The organism is Ruegeria sp. E5, from assembly GCF_056534105.1.
This window is the reverse complement of the sequence record NZ_JBQFPA010000004.1, coordinates 213,785-228,335: the sequence shown is the minus strand read 5'-3', so window position 1 is coordinate 228,335 and position 14,551 is coordinate 213,785. Positions and strand designations below refer to the sequence as shown.

The 14,551-nt window shown below is 57.9% G+C and carries 16 protein-coding genes; 4 read left to right on the top strand and 12 right to left on the bottom strand.

Translation table 11 applies throughout. The features are described from left to right. Positions 1-5 precede the first annotated feature (5 nt). The 3 genes from ACR0BI_RS15945 to ACR0BI_RS15935 are packed head-to-tail and all read right to left on the bottom strand — an operon-like array spanning position 6 to position 2,100. Positions 6-533, bottom strand: coding sequence for a hypothetical protein (locus tag ACR0BI_RS15945; RefSeq protein ID WP_480562784.1), 528 nt, complete (start codon positions 531-533; stop codon positions 6-8). Next, positions 530-1,378 carry a GNAT family N-acetyltransferase gene (locus tag ACR0BI_RS15940; RefSeq protein WP_480562783.1) on the bottom strand — a complete coding sequence of 283 codons (849 nt, stop codon included), beginning with the start codon at positions 1,376-1,378 and terminating at the stop codon, positions 530-532. The genes ACR0BI_RS15945 and ACR0BI_RS15940 overlap by 4 nt, the downstream gene beginning before the upstream one ends. Beyond that, positions 1,375-2,100 (bottom strand): 16S rRNA (uracil(1498)-N(3))-methyltransferase, encoded by a 726-nt coding sequence (locus ACR0BI_RS15935; protein ID WP_223117506.1) that lies wholly within the window; start codon positions 2,098-2,100, stop codon positions 1,375-1,377. Before ACR0BI_RS15935 ends, ACR0BI_RS15940 begins: the two co-directional genes overlap by 4 nt. Before the next feature lie 12 nt (positions 2,101-2,112). On the opposite strand from ACR0BI_RS15935, the gene ubiA reads away from it, so the two are divergent. The 3 genes from ubiA to ACR0BI_RS15920 all read left to right on the top strand — a co-directional run bounded on the left by ubiA (position 2,113) and on the right by ACR0BI_RS15920 (position 5,387). Continuing rightward, positions 2,113-3,075 (top strand): 4-hydroxybenzoate octaprenyltransferase, encoded by a 963-nt coding sequence (gene ubiA / locus ACR0BI_RS15930; protein ID WP_170395623.1) that lies wholly within the window; start codon positions 2,113-2,115, stop codon positions 3,073-3,075. 67 nt (positions 3,076-3,142) lie between these two features. Beyond that, positions 3,143-5,065, top strand: a complete 1,923-nt coding sequence (locus ACR0BI_RS15925; protein ID WP_170818560.1) for an OmpA family protein — start codon at positions 3,143-3,145, stop codon at positions 5,063-5,065. Position 5,066: 1 nt separating this feature from the next. Then, positions 5,067-5,387: a hypothetical protein gene (locus ACR0BI_RS15920; RefSeq protein ID WP_170395619.1), complete on the top strand. Its 321-nt coding sequence runs from the start codon at positions 5,067-5,069 to the stop codon at positions 5,385-5,387. Between the two features lie 5 nt (positions 5,388-5,392). Here ACR0BI_RS15920 and ACR0BI_RS15915 read toward each other — a convergent pair whose 3' ends face one another. From ACR0BI_RS15915 to pgsA, 3 genes are read right to left on the bottom strand one after another with little or no spacing between them, the layout of a single operon-like run. Continuing rightward, complete coding sequence (locus ACR0BI_RS15915; RefSeq protein ID WP_170408409.1) at positions 5,393-5,836, bottom strand: molybdopterin synthase catalytic subunit; 444 nt, start codon at positions 5,834-5,836, stop codon at positions 5,393-5,395. Position 5,837: 1 nt separating this feature from the next. Beyond that, positions 5,838-6,083: a molybdopterin converting factor subunit 1 gene (gene moaD, locus ACR0BI_RS15910; RefSeq protein WP_170395615.1), complete on the bottom strand. Its 246-nt coding sequence runs from the start codon at positions 6,081-6,083 to the stop codon at positions 5,838-5,840. 3 nt (positions 6,084-6,086) lie between these two features. Continuing rightward, positions 6,087-6,755 (bottom strand): CDP-diacylglycerol--glycerol-3-phosphate 3-phosphatidyltransferase, encoded by a 669-nt coding sequence (pgsA, locus tag ACR0BI_RS15905; RefSeq protein ID WP_170395613.1) that lies wholly within the window; start codon positions 6,753-6,755, stop codon positions 6,087-6,089. 190 nt (positions 6,756-6,945) lie between these two features. Here pgsA and ACR0BI_RS15900 point away from each other — a divergent pair, with 190 nt between their 5' ends. Further along, positions 6,946-7,830, top strand: a complete 885-nt coding sequence (locus tag ACR0BI_RS15900) for a DMT family transporter (protein ID WP_170647165.1) — start codon at positions 6,946-6,948, stop codon at positions 7,828-7,830. On the opposite strand, the gene uvrC is transcribed toward ACR0BI_RS15900, so the two are convergent. The 6 genes from uvrC to ACR0BI_RS15870 form a co-directional block, all read right to left on the bottom strand. Continuing rightward, complete coding sequence (gene uvrC, locus ACR0BI_RS15895) at positions 7,827-9,701, bottom strand: excinuclease ABC subunit UvrC (protein WP_480562782.1); 1,875 nt, start codon at positions 9,699-9,701, stop codon at positions 7,827-7,829. The two genes, ACR0BI_RS15900 and uvrC, sit on opposite strands and share 4 nt — an antisense overlap. 290 nt (positions 9,702-9,991) lie before the next feature. After that, entirely contained in the window at positions 9,992-10,771 is a 780-nt protein-coding gene (locus tag ACR0BI_RS15890; RefSeq protein ID WP_170395607.1) for an SDR family oxidoreductase, read from the bottom strand. Between the two features lie 21 nt (positions 10,772-10,792). After that, the gene (locus tag ACR0BI_RS15885; protein WP_170395605.1) at positions 10,793-11,755 is read right to left on the bottom strand and encodes a calcium/sodium antiporter; all 963 of its coding nucleotides are present in this window, start codon (positions 11,753-11,755) and stop codon (positions 10,793-10,795) included. Between the two features lie 168 nt (positions 11,756-11,923). Next, the gene (locus tag ACR0BI_RS15880) at positions 11,924-12,721 is read right to left on the bottom strand and encodes a S49 family peptidase (protein WP_170395603.1); all 798 of its coding nucleotides are present in this window, start codon (positions 12,719-12,721) and stop codon (positions 11,924-11,926) included. 104 nt (positions 12,722-12,825) lie between these two features. Then, positions 12,826-13,587, bottom strand: a complete 762-nt coding sequence (locus ACR0BI_RS15875) for an ABC transporter permease (RefSeq protein ID WP_170395601.1) — start codon at positions 13,585-13,587, stop codon at positions 12,826-12,828. Then, positions 13,584-14,513 (bottom strand): ABC transporter ATP-binding protein, encoded by a 930-nt coding sequence (locus ACR0BI_RS15870; protein ID WP_170395599.1) that lies wholly within the window; start codon positions 14,511-14,513, stop codon positions 13,584-13,586. The genes ACR0BI_RS15875 and ACR0BI_RS15870 overlap by 4 nt, the downstream gene beginning before the upstream one ends. Positions 14,514-14,551 lie beyond the last annotated feature (38 nt).

The following is a 14,551-nucleotide window of genomic DNA, read 5'->3' as shown; positions in this document are numbered from 1 at the left end:
CAGTGTCAATGCAGCCTAAGGTGCGCAGGCCGTGACGGCGTACGCTCCCAGATCACCACCGGATGTGCCGCTCGACCGTTGAGTTCCGACAGCATTTGCTCGGTTTTCAGCCCCGGAAGTGCTGAGAACACATCAAACAGTGCCTCGGCCCCTTCGGCGTTCACCGGAATGTGAAGGGTCGGCTGCCCCGGCTGATCCAAAACCCAATGCGCAGGTTGCGAGGTCGGATCCAACGCCAACCGCTCGATTTCGCGGGCTGCAACGATGCCGCCGTCGAGCGGGCCCAGATAGGTGATCTGGCCTTCATCAATAGTCACCACGCCCGGCCCGCCCGCACCATTGCGAAAGCGCGCGCGTTGCACTCCGATCACCGCCAGTGCCATCGAGACGACGATCAGCAGCCACCCCAACCACGCCAGCAATCCGCCGGGGCCGCTGATCCAGCTGAGGCCGAGGATCAGAACAAACCCTGCTACCAGCACTTCGCGCCAGCGCCACAGGGTCAGTTTGGCTTCGGGTCGAAAGAAACTCATGCCACGTCCTCCGGGTTTTTGAACAGGATCAGCGAGTATTGACCCGCAGGCTGGAACCCAATGGATATATAGGCACGCGCTGCCGCATCGGAAGCCGCAAAGAGGACAGCCCTGGAAACTCCCGCGTCGCGCGCCTCAACCAGATGCAGGGCAACAGCCAAACGCGCATAGCCCCGCCCTCGTAAATCGGGTGGCGTGTAGACACCGCCGATCTGCACCACTTCAGGCAAGCGAGCGTTGAAGCCGGTCATGCTGACCGGTAGGCCATTCTGCAGCAAAACTCGATGCGAATCCCGCTCGATATAGGTCTTGATGTCCTTCCCAGCCTGCGTCTGTGCGCGCAAAGGATCAAAATCCATGGCTTCGATGAGGTAGCTTTCTCGCCAGTCTTCAAGGACCGAACGGTCTACATCAGTAAGCGGCATGAGATCTGCCCCACTGAAATCCGGTATTTGAAGTCGATCCAGCGCCAGGGAAAACCCCGGCTCATCGCTGTTCAGGGTCGCGGGTCGCCCTTCCCAACCTGCCAACCGCATTATCCGACGAGCTTGCGTTGCCTCAGCCGCGATGCCGAACAGGGCCCGGCCTCGAATAAGGTCAATCGCTGCGGCAAGTTCGGTATCCGAACAGTCGGGACATTGCAGCAGGATCATGCCTTCATTTGTTATGGCGAAGACCGCACGCAACGGGCTGCCAAGTGTCCATGCATTCAACGACCGGGGATGCGTACCGCACAGGCCAAAATCCCGTAGATTGGCCAAAGGGAACATCGATGTTTGGATATGTTGGGACAAAAACGAGTCGATCCTGGACAGGTCCGTTTCCTGCGCCAATTGCCACGTCACGTCCAATCTCCCAACGCTTGCTGCCACATTGTCATCGCCGCAACGGCTGCTGTATCGGCGCGCAGGATGCGTGGGCCGAGGCTGACCACATGGGTAAATGGTAGCTCCGCCAACCGTTTGCGTTCGGGCTCGGAAAACCCGCCCTCGGGGCCGATCAGGATCGCCCACGGCTTGCCTTTCTCATTCTCTGCCATGCGCAGGGCCGAGCCGGCTTCAGCCTCGTCACAGAACATCAATTGGCGATCATCGGGCCACGCGCCCAGGATACGATCCAATCGCTGGAGGTCAGCGACCTCAGGCACAAAAGTGCCGCCACATTGTTCGGCCGCCTCAATTGCGTGGGCCTGCAAGCGATCCTGCCGAATGCGCTCGGAGTTGGTGAATTCGGTCTGCACCGGTATGATCCGCGCGGCCCCCATTTCAGCTGCTTTTTCAACGATGAAATCGGTCCGCGCCTTCTTGATCGGTGCAAAGAGAAGCCACAGATCGGGCGGTAATTGCAGAGGTTTCGATTGCTCCACGCACGACAGGATTCCGCCTCGTTTGCCCGCTTCTGCTACCTCTGCCTGCCACTCGCCATCGCTGCCATTGAACAGGGCGACCCGGCCCCCAACCGACAGGCGCATGACGCCGAACAGGTAGTGCGCCTGCTCACGCGTCAAAGGAACCGATTGCCCCGGACCCAAAGGGTGCTCTACATACAGTCTGATCTTCGCATTCATGAGACCCTACATATGCAAGGCAATGCCCCAACACCAGACGGTCAGGTCGCCGATGCCGTTACCGGCAACTGGGTCGACACTCACGCGCCTGCCTTCACCCGCCCTTACCTGCGGCTCAGCCGCGCGGACCGACCTATCGGCACATGGTTGCTGCTGATCCCCTGCTGGTGGGGTCTGGCGCTGGCCATCCTGAGCGACGGCACTCCACGGTGGGGGGATCTTTGGATCGCCGTTGGGTGTGCGATCGGCGCGTTTTTGATGCGCGGCGCGGGCTGTACGTGGAATGACATCACCGATCGAGAGTTTGACGGGAAGGTCGAACGCACAAGGTCGCGCCCGATTCCCTCGGGTCAGGTGAGTGTCCGTCAGGCGGTATTCTGGATGGTGCTGCAATGTCTGTTGGCCCTGGCCATCCTTCTGACCTTCAACCGGGCCGCGATTGCGATGGGAGTTTTGTCTTTGCTGCCTGTTACCATCTATCCCTATGCAAAACGATTTACCTGGTGGCCGCAGATTTTTCTGGGGCTGGCCTTCAACTGGGGCGCATTGCTGGCCTGGGCTGCACATACCGGCACCGTGGGCTGGCCTGCGATCATGCTTTATCTGTCAGGAATCGCCTGGACTTTGTTCTACGACACGATCTACGCCCATCAGGATGCCGAGGATGACGAGCTGATCGGCATCAAGTCCACCGCACGGCTGTTTGGCACCGATACCGCCCGTTGGCTCAAGTATTTTCTGATTGGAACCGTCAGTCTAATGGCCTTTGCAATTATCGACGCGGCTTTGCCCGGGACATCGGTTCTTGCTTTGGCGGTCGCCCTTGGCGGGCCCTGGGCGATGGGGTGGCATCTGGCCTGGCAATTGCGGGGGCTGGACACGGAGGACAACGCCAAATTGCTGCAGCTTTTCCGGGCCAATCGTGACACCGGCTTGATTCCGCTGATCTTCCTCTGCGTCGCCCTTTTCCTCTGATTGCACCTCTGTGCTGCGCTCTGTATGAGTCCCGGAACCAACCGCCCGAGGAGTCTCGATTTCGCCCATGCGTCTGCCTTACGCCCTAGCTGTTGCGTTGATTTTCGCGGTGTCCGCCGTTCTATCGCTGGTGGTCGCTGGATTTGCGGTCAGCAAGATCGAAGACGCCTCGGAACTGGCCGTGCGAAAGGCCTTGAACTTGCAGGGGCATGATTGGGCCGAAGTCGAATCCGACGGCCTGCGTGTCGTTCTGACCGGCACGGCCCCGACTGAGGCGACCCGATTCAACGCCCTGATCGCTGCGGGCACCGAGGTCGACACCTCGCGCGTCATTGACGAGATGGAGGTTGCTCCCACCGCCGATCTGACACCGCCCCGCTTTTCTACCGAGATCTTGCGCAATGACAGTGGAATTTCGATTATCGGGCTAGTACCTGCGGCTCTGGATCGCGATGATCTGGTAGACAGGCTGCAACGCCTTGATCGGGACGCGTCAGTTTCGGACCTGATGGAAAGTGCCGACTATCCCAAGCCAGACGGTTGGGATCAGGCAATCGACTATGCGATCGAAGCGCTCTCGGATTTGCCACGGGCCAAGATATCTGCCAGCCCAGGGTTGGTGCGTATCACGGCCATTGCCGATAGCCAGCAAGAGAAAGACCAGCTGGAACAAGACCTGAGCCGCGCCGCGCCACCAGGTCTGCGAATCGGCCTTTCGATTTCGGCACCTCGCCCGGTAATCACACCATTCACGCTGCGCTATCTGATAGATGAGGATGGCGGGCAGTTTGATGCGTGCTCGGCCCAGGATGAAGTTGCGCGCGACATCATCGTCGCTGCAGCACAAGAGGCCGGATTAACCGGCCCCTATTCCTGCACCATTGGGCTAGGCGTACCGTCTCCGCGTTGGGCGAATGCAGCGCAGCTCAGCATTCGTGCGCTATCCGAACTTGGTCAGGGTTCAGTTACTCTGTCGGATGCAGATATCACTCTAGTTGCCACACAAGGGACTAACCCTTTGGAGTTCGACCGCATCGTGGGAGAGCTCGAAAATACGCTGCCCGAGGTCTTCGCCTTGCATGCAATTCTTCCCGAACCCGAACCGGATGACCCGACTGGGCCTATTGAATTCGTCGCAACACGTAGCCCTGAGGGTTTGGTTCAACTGCGTGGCCGTCTGAGTGACGAAACGCTGCGTGAAATGACCGACAGCTTTGCACGTGCCGCCTTTGGATCATTGCAGGTGCACACAGCCACCCGGATTGCACCGGACCTGCCCGCGGATTGGCCCATACGCGTCTTGGCCGGGCTGGAGGCACTGTCGCAACTGCACAATGGCGCCCTGACCGTTACGCCGGACAATGTAGCGCTGTCGGGCATCAGCCATGATCCCGACGCCAAGGCCCGGATCGCCGGCATGCTGTCGGACAAGCTGGGCGAGGCGCAGGATTACACCCTGTCAATCACCTATCAGGAGCCGCCCGCACCCGCCGACGCGCCGCCCGACCCTGAGGTCTGCGAAGAGCAGCTGGCAGAGGTACAGGCCGCCAGAAAGATTGCGTTCGAACCGGGTTCAGCCACAGTAGCCGCCGACTCGCGCGATGCCCTGAACCAGATCGCTGACATCCTGCGCGAATGTGGCCCCATCCGGTTGGAGATTCAGGGCCATACCGACAGTCAGGGCCGTGAAGAGATGAACCAGCAGCTCAGCCAGTCGCGCGCACAGTCGATCCTGAACGAATTGCGCGGACGGCGCGTGCCGACCTCAAGCTTTTCTGCGGTCGGGTATGGCGAGACGCAGCCCATCGCCGATAACGAAACCGAAGAAGGCCGCGAAGAGAACCGCCGCATCGAGTTTCGCCTGATCCGTCCTGAACCCGTGGCCAACACCCTGACCGGGCTTGAGGCGATGGAAGCCGAGGCCGAATCTGAGGCCGAAATCGAGACACCTGAAACCGACGCACCGGATGCAGGCTCAGAGGACCAGTAAGTTGAACAGAACAGAATTCATCATCGCCACAGCCATCATCCTGTTCGCAGCTTTCTGCATGGGTTGGTTCGCCAACTGGCTGGCCCATCGGCTGTCCCGTGTTCGCCAAAGCGACGTGGCCGATCTTGACCGCATGAGTCAGGAACTGCACGAGGCCGAAGAAACACGCGATCAGGCAATCACATATCTTCAGCAGCGCGAGGCAGAGCTGACCAACCAGCTGACTCAAACCGAAGCCGAGTTGAATGCCGCAATGGAAGGGCTGCGCGCGGCGCGGCAGGAAGCCGAAGAGATGCGCGGGCGGATCAACAACGCAGACTAGGCACCCTACCAGCGGGTCAGCGCGTCTTCATCCTCGTCCTTGGCAGCCACCCATTCTGCTCCGGACGTGGTGATTTCCTTCTTCCAGAATGGCGCGCGAGACTTAAGGTAATCCATCAGATATTCCGCCGCCTCAAACGCATCTTTGCGGTGCGGTGCGGCGGTTGCGACCATCATGATCCGGTCACCCGGCGCAAGCCTTCCGTGGCGGTGGATCACCAGAACGTTGCCCAGTGACCAACGGGCTTGCGCCTCTTCCGCGATCTTGGTTAGGGCGCGTTCGGTCATGCCAGGATAGTGCTCGATCTCCATCACATCCAGATCGCCCGAAGCCAGATCGCGCACAACGCCCGTGAAGGTCACGATGGCCCCGTTGGCATCGTCCCCGGCGGCAAAAGCGTTGGCTTCGGCCCCCAGATCGAACGGGGCCTCCTGCACGACGATCCGCATTCTAGCCACCCGTCATGGGCGGAAAGAACGCAACCTCGCGTACACCGGTCAGTGGGGCGTCAAAATCCGAAAGCTCTTGGTCCAGCGCCACGCGCAAGGCCGACAGATCGGCAAAGGCAGCAGCATAGCGATCCTCACGCGCGCTCAGTTCCGCGACCAAATCGCTGACTGTTGCGGCCTCGGTTTCAATCTTCTCTTTCGGCAGGCCGATGCGTTCGCGCACCCAAGCGAAATACAGCACGTTCATCGGTTAGCTCTCCTTCAGGTGGGGCATGGCTTTACGTAGGTAGTCATAGCCTGTGATCAATGTCAGCGTCGCGGCAATCCAGAGCAGCCATAGCCCGATACGACCTGACCAGAACATGGCCTCAAGATGCCAGCGGATGTTGTTCAGGTCCTCGACCTGCCCTGCCAGAACCTGATCAATGGTTGTCGCATCCATGCCAAACGTGGCCATCACAAAATGGTGCTCGAATATCCCCTGCGAGAACAGGATCGCGATCGCTACCATCTGTGCCGTCGTTTTCCACTTGGCTAGCTTGGTGACCTTCAGGGTTCCGGCCACATCGCCCAGATACTCTCGCAAGCCTGAGACAAAGACTTCGCGAAACAGGATCACTGTAGCGGGCAGGACCAGCCATGGTGTCCAGTGTTCAGTCGAATAGCCCACCAATATCATCAGCGCGATTACCACCATTGCCTTGTCGGCAATGGGATCCAGCATGGCGCCAATCTTCGTTTCCTGTTTCCAGGCGCGCGCCAGATACCCGTCGAACCAATCGGTGATCGCCGCTGACAGGAACAGGATCAAAGCAAACCAATCCGCATAGGGACGGGTGAAATACAGAAACATCACGGCGAGACCGGGGGCCGCCACAAGGCGCAGTACAGTCAGAATATTCGGCAGGTTCCATTTCATGGCTTGGACCCTACATCGCCGGTTCAAGACAGAAAAGACAGGGTCTTAAAAAACTGACCCAACACAAGCGTTTGCTGTCTTAAAAGTCAAAGCGTCGCAGCGGTGGTCACATTACAGGTTTCATCTTGGCACTTGATTGCTTTGGCGTCAGATTGTCGGCTGGCCAACCAAACAACACCCCAGAGCTGACATGACACCGCATATTCAAACCGATCCCCGGTCAAATCTGATCGGCAGCGCCTGGATGGTCGCCGCAATGGCACTGTTCGCGCTGGAGGATGCGCTGCTCAAGGCGGCTTCGGCGTCGATCCCGATCTGGCAAGTGCTGGTTCTGTTCGGTGCTGGTGGTGCAGTGATCTATGCCGCGGTTGCCGTTGTACGTGGCACGCGTCTGTTCCAACCCGACGTACTGTCGCGCCCAATGAAGGTGCGTGTGGTCTTCGAGATTCTTGGACGTTTGTTCTATGTGCTGGCGATCGCTTTGACGCCACTGTCCTCGGCTACGGTGATCCTTCAGGCCACACCACTGGTTGTCGTCGCAGGGGCCGCGTTGTTCTTTGGTGAATCCGTCGGCTGGCGGCGATGGAGCGCCATTTTGATCGGTCTTGTTGGCGTTGTGATCATCATCCAACCGACCGGAGACAGCTTCTCGGCCCTGTCAATCCTTGCCGTGCTGGGGATGCTCGGCTTTGCGGGGCGCGATCTGGCCAGCCGCGCCGCGCCCGCAACACTGGGCACTGAGGTTCTGGGGTTCTATGGCTTCCTCTGCATCATTGTCGCGGGTTTGGCTTATCGATTCTGGGAAGGAACATCGCTGCAAACTCTGACGCCTAATGTCAGCCTGCACATGGGCGGGGCGATTGTGATGGGAGTCATGGCCTATGCCGCGCTGATGAAGGCGATGCGCACCGGCGAGGTCTCATCTGTGACGCCGTTTCGCTATTCGCGGCTGTTGTTCGGTATCGGCTTGGGCGTGGTGATGTTTGGCGAGCGATTGGATCAGACCATGTGGATTGGCTGCGGCCTCATCGTGGCGTCGGGCCTCTATATCCTTTGGCGGGGGCGAAAAGCCTAGCCCTTGTCATGGAAGAAGTCATAGACCTTCTGCGCCAACCCGGCTGAAATCCCCTCGACGGCTTTAAGATCCGCCAAATTGGCTCGGCTCACCGCTTTGGCGCTGCCGAAATGAGTCAGCAGGGCGCGTTTGCGCGCGGCCCCGACGCCGGGGATTTCGTCCAGTGGCGTTGCACCAACCGCCTTGGCGCGTTTCGCGCGATGGGTGCCGATGGCAAAGCGATGCGCCTCATCCCGCAAGCGCTGGATAAAGTACAATACGGGATCGTTGCGTTTCAGCGCAAAAGGGCGCTGCCCGATGCGGTGGAATTCTTCCTTGCCGTGATCGCGATCGACACCCTTAGCGACACCGACCATCGGGATATCCTCGACCCCGTGCTGGGCCATGATCTCATTCACGACGCTCACCTGCCCTGCACCACCGTCGATCAGCAGCAGATCGGGCCAATGCCCTTTGTCCCGATCCGGATCTTCCTTTTGCAGGCGCGTAAAACGGCGGGTCAGGACCTCTTTCATCATGCCGAAGTCATCGCCGGGGGTTAGATCATCGCCGCGGATGTTGAACTTGCGATAGGCGTTTTTCATGAACCCCTCTGGGCCCGCGACGATCATGCCACCCACGGCGTTGGTGCCTTGAATGTGAGAGTTGTCGTAAACTTCGATCCGGTTGGGCGGCCCGTCCAGATCAAATGCCTCGGCCACGCCGCGCAGCAATTTGGCCTGCGTGGCACTTTCCGACATCCGCCGGGCCAGCGATTCACGTGCGTTGCGCAAGGCACCGGCGATCAGTTCCTGCTTTTCACCGCGTTGGGGCACCAGGATTTCCACCTTGCGTCCAGCTTTTTCGGACAATGCCTCCTGCATCAGATCGGCATTCTCGATTGCATCAGACAGGATCAACTGCCGGGGTGGTTCCTTGTTGTCATAGAACTGGCCCAGGAACGCTTCCATCGCCTCAGCCTGTGATACATCCGGGCCGACGCGCGGATAGAAATCGCGGTTACCCCAGTTCTGGTTGGCGCGGATGAAGAACACCTGAACGCAGGCTTGCCCGCTGTCCATGTAGAGACCAATGACGTCAGCCTCGGCCACGCCGCGCGGGTTGATGCCCTGAGACGTCTGCACCTGCGTTAGCGCCCGGATACGGTCGCGCAAACCGGCGGCGCGTTCGAACTCCATCGCCTCGGAGGCAGCCATCATCTGCTGGGCGAGATCTTCCTGCACTTTGGTAGATCGGCCTGACAGGAACCTTTCGGCATCCTTAACGCTTTCACGATAGTCGGCTTCCGAGATCAGTTCGACGCACGGTCCAGAACATCGCTTGATCTGATAGAGCAAACACGGCCGGGTCCGGCTATCGAACATGGAATCCGAACAGTTCCGCAGCAGGAACGCCTTTTGCAGCTGGTTCAGCGTCCTGTTCACCGCGCCTGCACTGGCGAAGGGGCCGAAATAAGCCCCCTTTTCTTTCTTCGCCCCTCGGTGCTTTTTGATCTGCGGAAAGGCATGATCCTTGGCGACCAGAATATTCGGGAAGCTTTTGTCATCCCGCAACAATACGTTGTATTTGGGCTTGAGCTGCTTGATCAGGTTCTGTTCCAGCAGCAGCGCCTCGGTCTCGGTCCGAGTGGTCAGAAACATCATCGAGGCAGTTGCGGCGATCATTTTCTCGATCCGACCCGAGTGCCCCGGGCGGGTGTAGTTCGATACCCTCGCCTTCAGGTTTCGCGCTTTACCTACGTAAAGAACTCGGCTGTCCCCATCCAACATCCGATACACACCCGGCGAGCTGTCCAGCGTTTTCACATAACGCTGAATGCAGGCATAGCCGTTGGCTTGGGTCGACGATTCGGAATCAGTGCTAGCGGTCATGAGTCTGAGATATGATTCTCTGACCATGGCTGCAATCTTGTGCGCTTCAGATCAAGAGAAAACAAATCCACGGCTTCTGTGGATAACTGTGCAGATAACTTTTGGGGCATCACGATTTTCCCTTGAATCCTTGCCTTTTCGTTGATCTGCACAAAAAATAGGCAGGAAATTATGACGTTGTTTTTAAAGGATAATTTTCTTGATCTGCGACAAGTGTATGAAAATTAAGACATTTTTGTAACGCTCGAGTAACAGAGATGAGAGCGGTGCAAAACTTGCAGCAGATTTACTTATTCTACACCAAGAACATCGGGTGTTTGCCAACCCAAATGTTGCCCACCATCGACGCAAAGAAGCTGCCCCGTAACGGCATGTGCATCCAGAAAGTATCCCAGCGCAGCAGTAATATCCGACGGGTTCGCGCCGCGCTCCAGAATCGTGTTCTGCCGCTGAGCGCTAAAATGAGCATCACTTTGGCGATGACCCTGCAGCGTTGGACCGGGGCCGATCGCGTTCACACGGATTGCGGGTGTCAGAGCCTGCGCTGCAGTCCGGGTCAAGGCCCACAACCCCATCTTGGCAATCGTGTATGACATGAACTCAGGCGTCAGTTTACGCACCCGCATATCCACCATGTTCACGATCAGCCCAATCGCCAGAGGCTCTCCCTGATCATCAAGCTCCGACTGCAACCCCTGCTCGGCCATGGCTTGGGTCAGTACGAATGGTGCGCGCAGATTGCTGTCGAGATGCCGATCCCAGCTTTGGCGGGTAGCTGTGTGTATATTGTCATACTCAAATATCGATGCATTGTTGACCAGACAGGTGATCGGACCACCCAGCGCCTCAGCTGCACGCGGCAGCAATGAGCTGACTTGCCCCTCATCAAGCAGATCGGCCTGCAGCGCAACTGACCTTCGGCCCAGCGCCTGAACCTCATCAACCGTTTCACGCGCGGCCTGATCCGAACTGGAATAGTGCACAGCGACATCCATTCCGCGCTGCGCCAAATACAGCGCCATGGCACGACCAAGGCGTTTACCGGCACCGGTCACCAATGCTCGGGTCATGGGCTCATTCTCCTCGTCAGGTCAGGCTAACAGGCTTGCAACATAGATCACATAGAGCGCTGTCAAGATCAGGCCCCAGACGCGTGTGATATCTTTCTTGAAGAATACAAAAGGAACCAACAAGAGCGACGCGCCGAGCATCACCCACAGATCGAAACGCAGGAATTCAGGATCGACGGGAATACGCCCAAACAAGGTCGTAATGCCGACAATGGCCAGCAGATTGAACATGTTCGATCCGATGACGTTACCCAGTGCCACATCCGCTTGTCGCCTCAGGGCAGCCATGACGGTTGTCGACAGTTCCGGCAGGGACGTACCCACCGCGATCAGCGTAAGGCCGATCACTGTTTCGCTCACACCATAGTTCCGGGCAATGACGGTCGCATTTTCGACCAGCAGATGCGCACCCATTGGCAGTCCGATCAAGCCGAGGATCAGGTAGATCGCCACCTTCCAATAAGGCATGTCAGGATCTGCTTCCTCAAGACCCTCAAGCTCGTCCTCATCGGCACAAGCTTCACCACAGGCTTTACGGTGCGCATGTGCTTCGCGAAACGCGTTGCCGAGGATCAGAGCCAACGCAGCCAGCAAAATTGCCCCGCTGAGCAGATTAAAGACCCCGCAAAAAGCCAACCCGATAAATAACACCGACGCCAGAAGCATGAAGATGTAGTTCTTGCGGCTGTCGCACTCACTTGTGTGCAAGGTCGCCAGAAGCGCGGGCAATCCCAGAACCAGCAAGATATTCGCTGTATTCGAGCCCACCACGTTACCCAACGCAATGCCCGGCGCGTTTTCCTTGATGGCGCTGATTGCAATCAGCAGCTCAGGGGCCGAAGTTCCAAAGGCAACTATTGTCAGGCTGACGATCAGGGCGGGAACCCCCAACCGCAGGCTGAGGTTCACGGCCCCTCGCACCAGCGCGTCGCCTGCCAACAACAGGATCAGCAGCCCGAGGCCGGAGAACAGCCATGCCGTCATCCACGGCCTCCTTCTTCGCAAGGACACGGGCCTTTGCCGATCCTAAACCGCCCACAACGCGGACATTTCGCAGAACTCAATCGTTTCTGTCCAGGAAAGCGTAGCTTGCCGAACATCGCCAGAACGCCCATGGCGATCAGGAACAAGGTGACTGCTTTGATGATCACTCTACAACCCGAAACGCGCGTAGGCAGCGCGCTCCTCAAACCCGGCTATGGCATCCTGCGCCAGCGTCGCGCCGAAGCGCGACCAGATCGGTTTGCGCAGGCCATAGCGGCGGAACCTGACTTTGTCGCCAAACTTCTCCTGCATCTTGGGCTTCAGATGGGCAATACCATCGATCAGGCCCAGCTGTTGCGCGCGACGGGCCAGCCAGACCTCGCCGTTGAACAGATCAGCGCTGCTGTCCAGCTTGCCGTCCCGGCGAGATTTCACATGGGTTATGAAATTCTCGTGGATATCGCCCAGCAGCACTTTGAGCCGTGCAATGTCTTCTTTCTTTTCCGGAGCAAACGGGTCGAGCATTGATTTCGACTGACCCGCAGTATGTACGCGCCGTTCAAAGCCCTGACGTGCCAGAAAAACATGCGCGCCAAATCCCGACGATATCACGCCGATCGACCCCAGAACCGAACTGTCATCGGCCCAAATCTCATCCGCTGAAACCGCCAACCAATATCCACCCGAAGCCGCCACGTCTTCGACGAAGGCGTAGACAGGGATCTTAAGCTCTTCCGCCAGCCGTTGGATACGCGCACCGATTAATGAGCTTTGAACGGGGGAGCCGCCCGGCGAATTGATCTCCAGCGCGACCGCAGCGGGCTTGCCCTTGCGAAAGGCTTTCTCCAACACCGGTGCCAGAGCGGTCGCGTTCATCGACCCTCGCCCGGCCATTCCAATGGCACCGGACAGGCGAACAACGGCCACAAGTGGCGGCTTTTTCATGAAGGGCAGGCTGAGTTTCATGGAAGCCGATGTAGAGCGCGCCGGAGCCGTAAACAAGAGACCCGAAGCGCCATAAACGCGACGTGAACCAATTTCACACACCTGATGGGCAAAAATGCAACGCCCTAGCTGCGGATGCGCCAACCGGTTTTGAAGATCCAGCCAATGATCGCGAGGCATATTCCGGTGAAGGCTAGTATGGCCAGAAGGCTCCAAAATATCGGGACATCTGCGATACCATAGAATGACCAGCGGAACCCGGAAATCAGATAAACCACAGGGTTGAACAGAGTGATCGTCTGCCAAAGCGGAGGTAGCATCGAGATCGAGTAAAACGTCCCACCCAGAAAAATCAGGGGCGTCACAACAAGCTGGGGGACAAGCGACATTTGCTCAAAATTTCCGGCCCAAATGCCCACGATAAACCCCAGCAGCGAGAAACTGAGGCAAGACAAGATCAGGAAAGCCGCCATGGCAAACGGGTGTTCAATGCGAATGTCCACAAAGAACGTCGCAGTGGCCAGAATGACAAGACCTACAAACAGTGCCTTAGTTGCGGCCGCGCCCACATAGCCAATCACAATCTCGATGAAATTGATGGGGGCTGAAAGTAACTCATAAATCGTACCCAAGAATTTGGGGAAGTAGATGCCAAAGGACGCATTCGAGATTGATAGCATCACTACGGACAACATGATCAGACCCGGCACAATGAAGGCCCCATAGGACACGCCTTCGATCTCTTGAATGCGACTGCCGATGGCAGTGCCAAACACCACGAAATAAAGCGAGGTCGACAGGACCGGAGACAAAAAACTCTGCGCCAGTGTGCGAAAGAACCGGGCCATTTCAAACCGGTAGATGGCAGTAATAGCGGACCAGTTCATGCGGGTTCTCCGGACACGAGGTTGACGAAAATCTCTTCAAGGCTCGATTGCCGCGTCTGCACATCACGCAGCACTAAACCGGCCTGTGCAACATCATTGAGAAGAGTGGTGATGCCCGTGCGCTCGGCATTGGTGTCGTAAGTATAGATCAGCGCATCGCCTGCACCGTTGAGCGTCAGTTGATGATCGGACAGAACGTCGGGAACCGATAAAATAGGCTCGGTCAACATGACCTCAATCTGCTTTTTGCCCATCTGCGCCATCAATGTGTCTTTGTCCTGCACGAGCAAAAGCTCACCCTTGTCGATGACACCCACACGGTCGGCGATTGCCTCGGCTTCCTCGATGTAGTGAGTGGTCAGGATGATGGTGACACCAGCCTGCTTCAATTCGGCCACGATCTCCCACATGTCCTTACGTAGCTCGACATCTACGCCGGCGGTGGGTTCATCCAGAAACAGCACCCTTGGCTCATGCGCCAAGGCTTTCGCGATCAGCACACGTCGCTTCATGCCTCCCGATAGTTCCTTGATTGCGTTACGGCGTTTGTCCCATAGGGACAGCTTGCGCAGGATTTCCTCGATCCTAGCGTTGTCTCCGCTATGACCGAACAGCCCGCGCGAAAAGCGGACAGTGTTCCAGACCTTCTCGAACGGTTCCAGCGCGATTTCCTGCGGCACCAGCCCAATCATCTTGCGGGCTGCGCGGTACTCGGTCTGGATGTCATGGCCACCTACGGTGACCGAGCCCGAAGTCGGCGTGGTAATACCGCACACAGTCGAGATCAGCGTTGTTTTACCCGCCCCATTGGGGCCCAACAGCGCTAGAATCTCACCTTCTTCAATGTCCAGAGACACACCTTTCAGCGCCTCAAACCCATCGGCATAAGACTTCCGCAAATCCCGGATCGACAATATGGTCGTCATGCGTACCCTCGTTCTGACCCCGCAACCTATCGTGACGG

Coding starts and splice junctions, on each gene's coding strand:
- uvrC (WP_480562782.1), bottom strand. CDS start 9,701: ATGACCGCTAGCACTGATTCCGAATCGTCGACCCAAGCCAACGGCTAT.
- ACR0BI_RS15870 (WP_170395599.1), bottom strand. CDS start 14,513: ATGACGACCATATTGTCGATCCGGGATTTGCGGAAGTCTTATGCCGAT.
- ubiA (WP_170395623.1), top strand. CDS start 2,113: ATGCAAGGCAATGCCCCAACACCAGACGGTCAGGTCGCCGATGCCGTT.
- ACR0BI_RS15945 (WP_480562784.1), bottom strand. CDS start 533: ATGAGTTTCTTTCGACCCGAAGCCAAACTGACCCTGTGGCGCTGGCGC.
- ACR0BI_RS15885 (WP_170395605.1), bottom strand. CDS start 11,755: ATGACGGCATGGCTGTTCTCCGGCCTCGGGCTGCTGATCCTGTTGTTG.
- ACR0BI_RS15915 (WP_170408409.1), bottom strand. CDS start 5,836: ATGCGGATCGTCGTGCAGGAGGCCCCGTTCGATCTGGGGGCCGAAGCC.
- ACR0BI_RS15935 (WP_223117506.1), bottom strand. CDS start 2,100: ATGAATGCGAAGATCAGACTGTATGTAGAGCACCCTTTGGGTCCGGGG.
- pgsA (WP_170395613.1), bottom strand. CDS start 6,755: ATGAAATGGAACCTGCCGAATATTCTGACTGTACTGCGCCTTGTGGCG.
- ACR0BI_RS15880 (WP_170395603.1), bottom strand. CDS start 12,721: ATGAAACTCAGCCTGCCCTTCATGAAAAAGCCGCCACTTGTGGCCGTT.
- ACR0BI_RS15890 (WP_170395607.1), bottom strand. CDS start 10,771: ATGACCCGAGCATTGGTGACCGGTGCCGGTAAACGCCTTGGTCGTGCC.
- ACR0BI_RS15900 (WP_170647165.1), top strand. CDS start 6,946: ATGACACCGCATATTCAAACCGATCCCCGGTCAAATCTGATCGGCAGC.
- ACR0BI_RS15925 (WP_170818560.1), top strand. CDS start 3,143: ATGCGTCTGCCTTACGCCCTAGCTGTTGCGTTGATTTTCGCGGTGTCC.
- ACR0BI_RS15875 (WP_170395601.1), bottom strand. CDS start 13,587: ATGAACTGGTCCGCTATTACTGCCATCTACCGGTTTGAAATGGCCCGG.
- moaD (WP_170395615.1), bottom strand. CDS start 6,083: ATGAACGTGCTGTATTTCGCTTGGGTGCGCGAACGCATCGGCCTGCCG.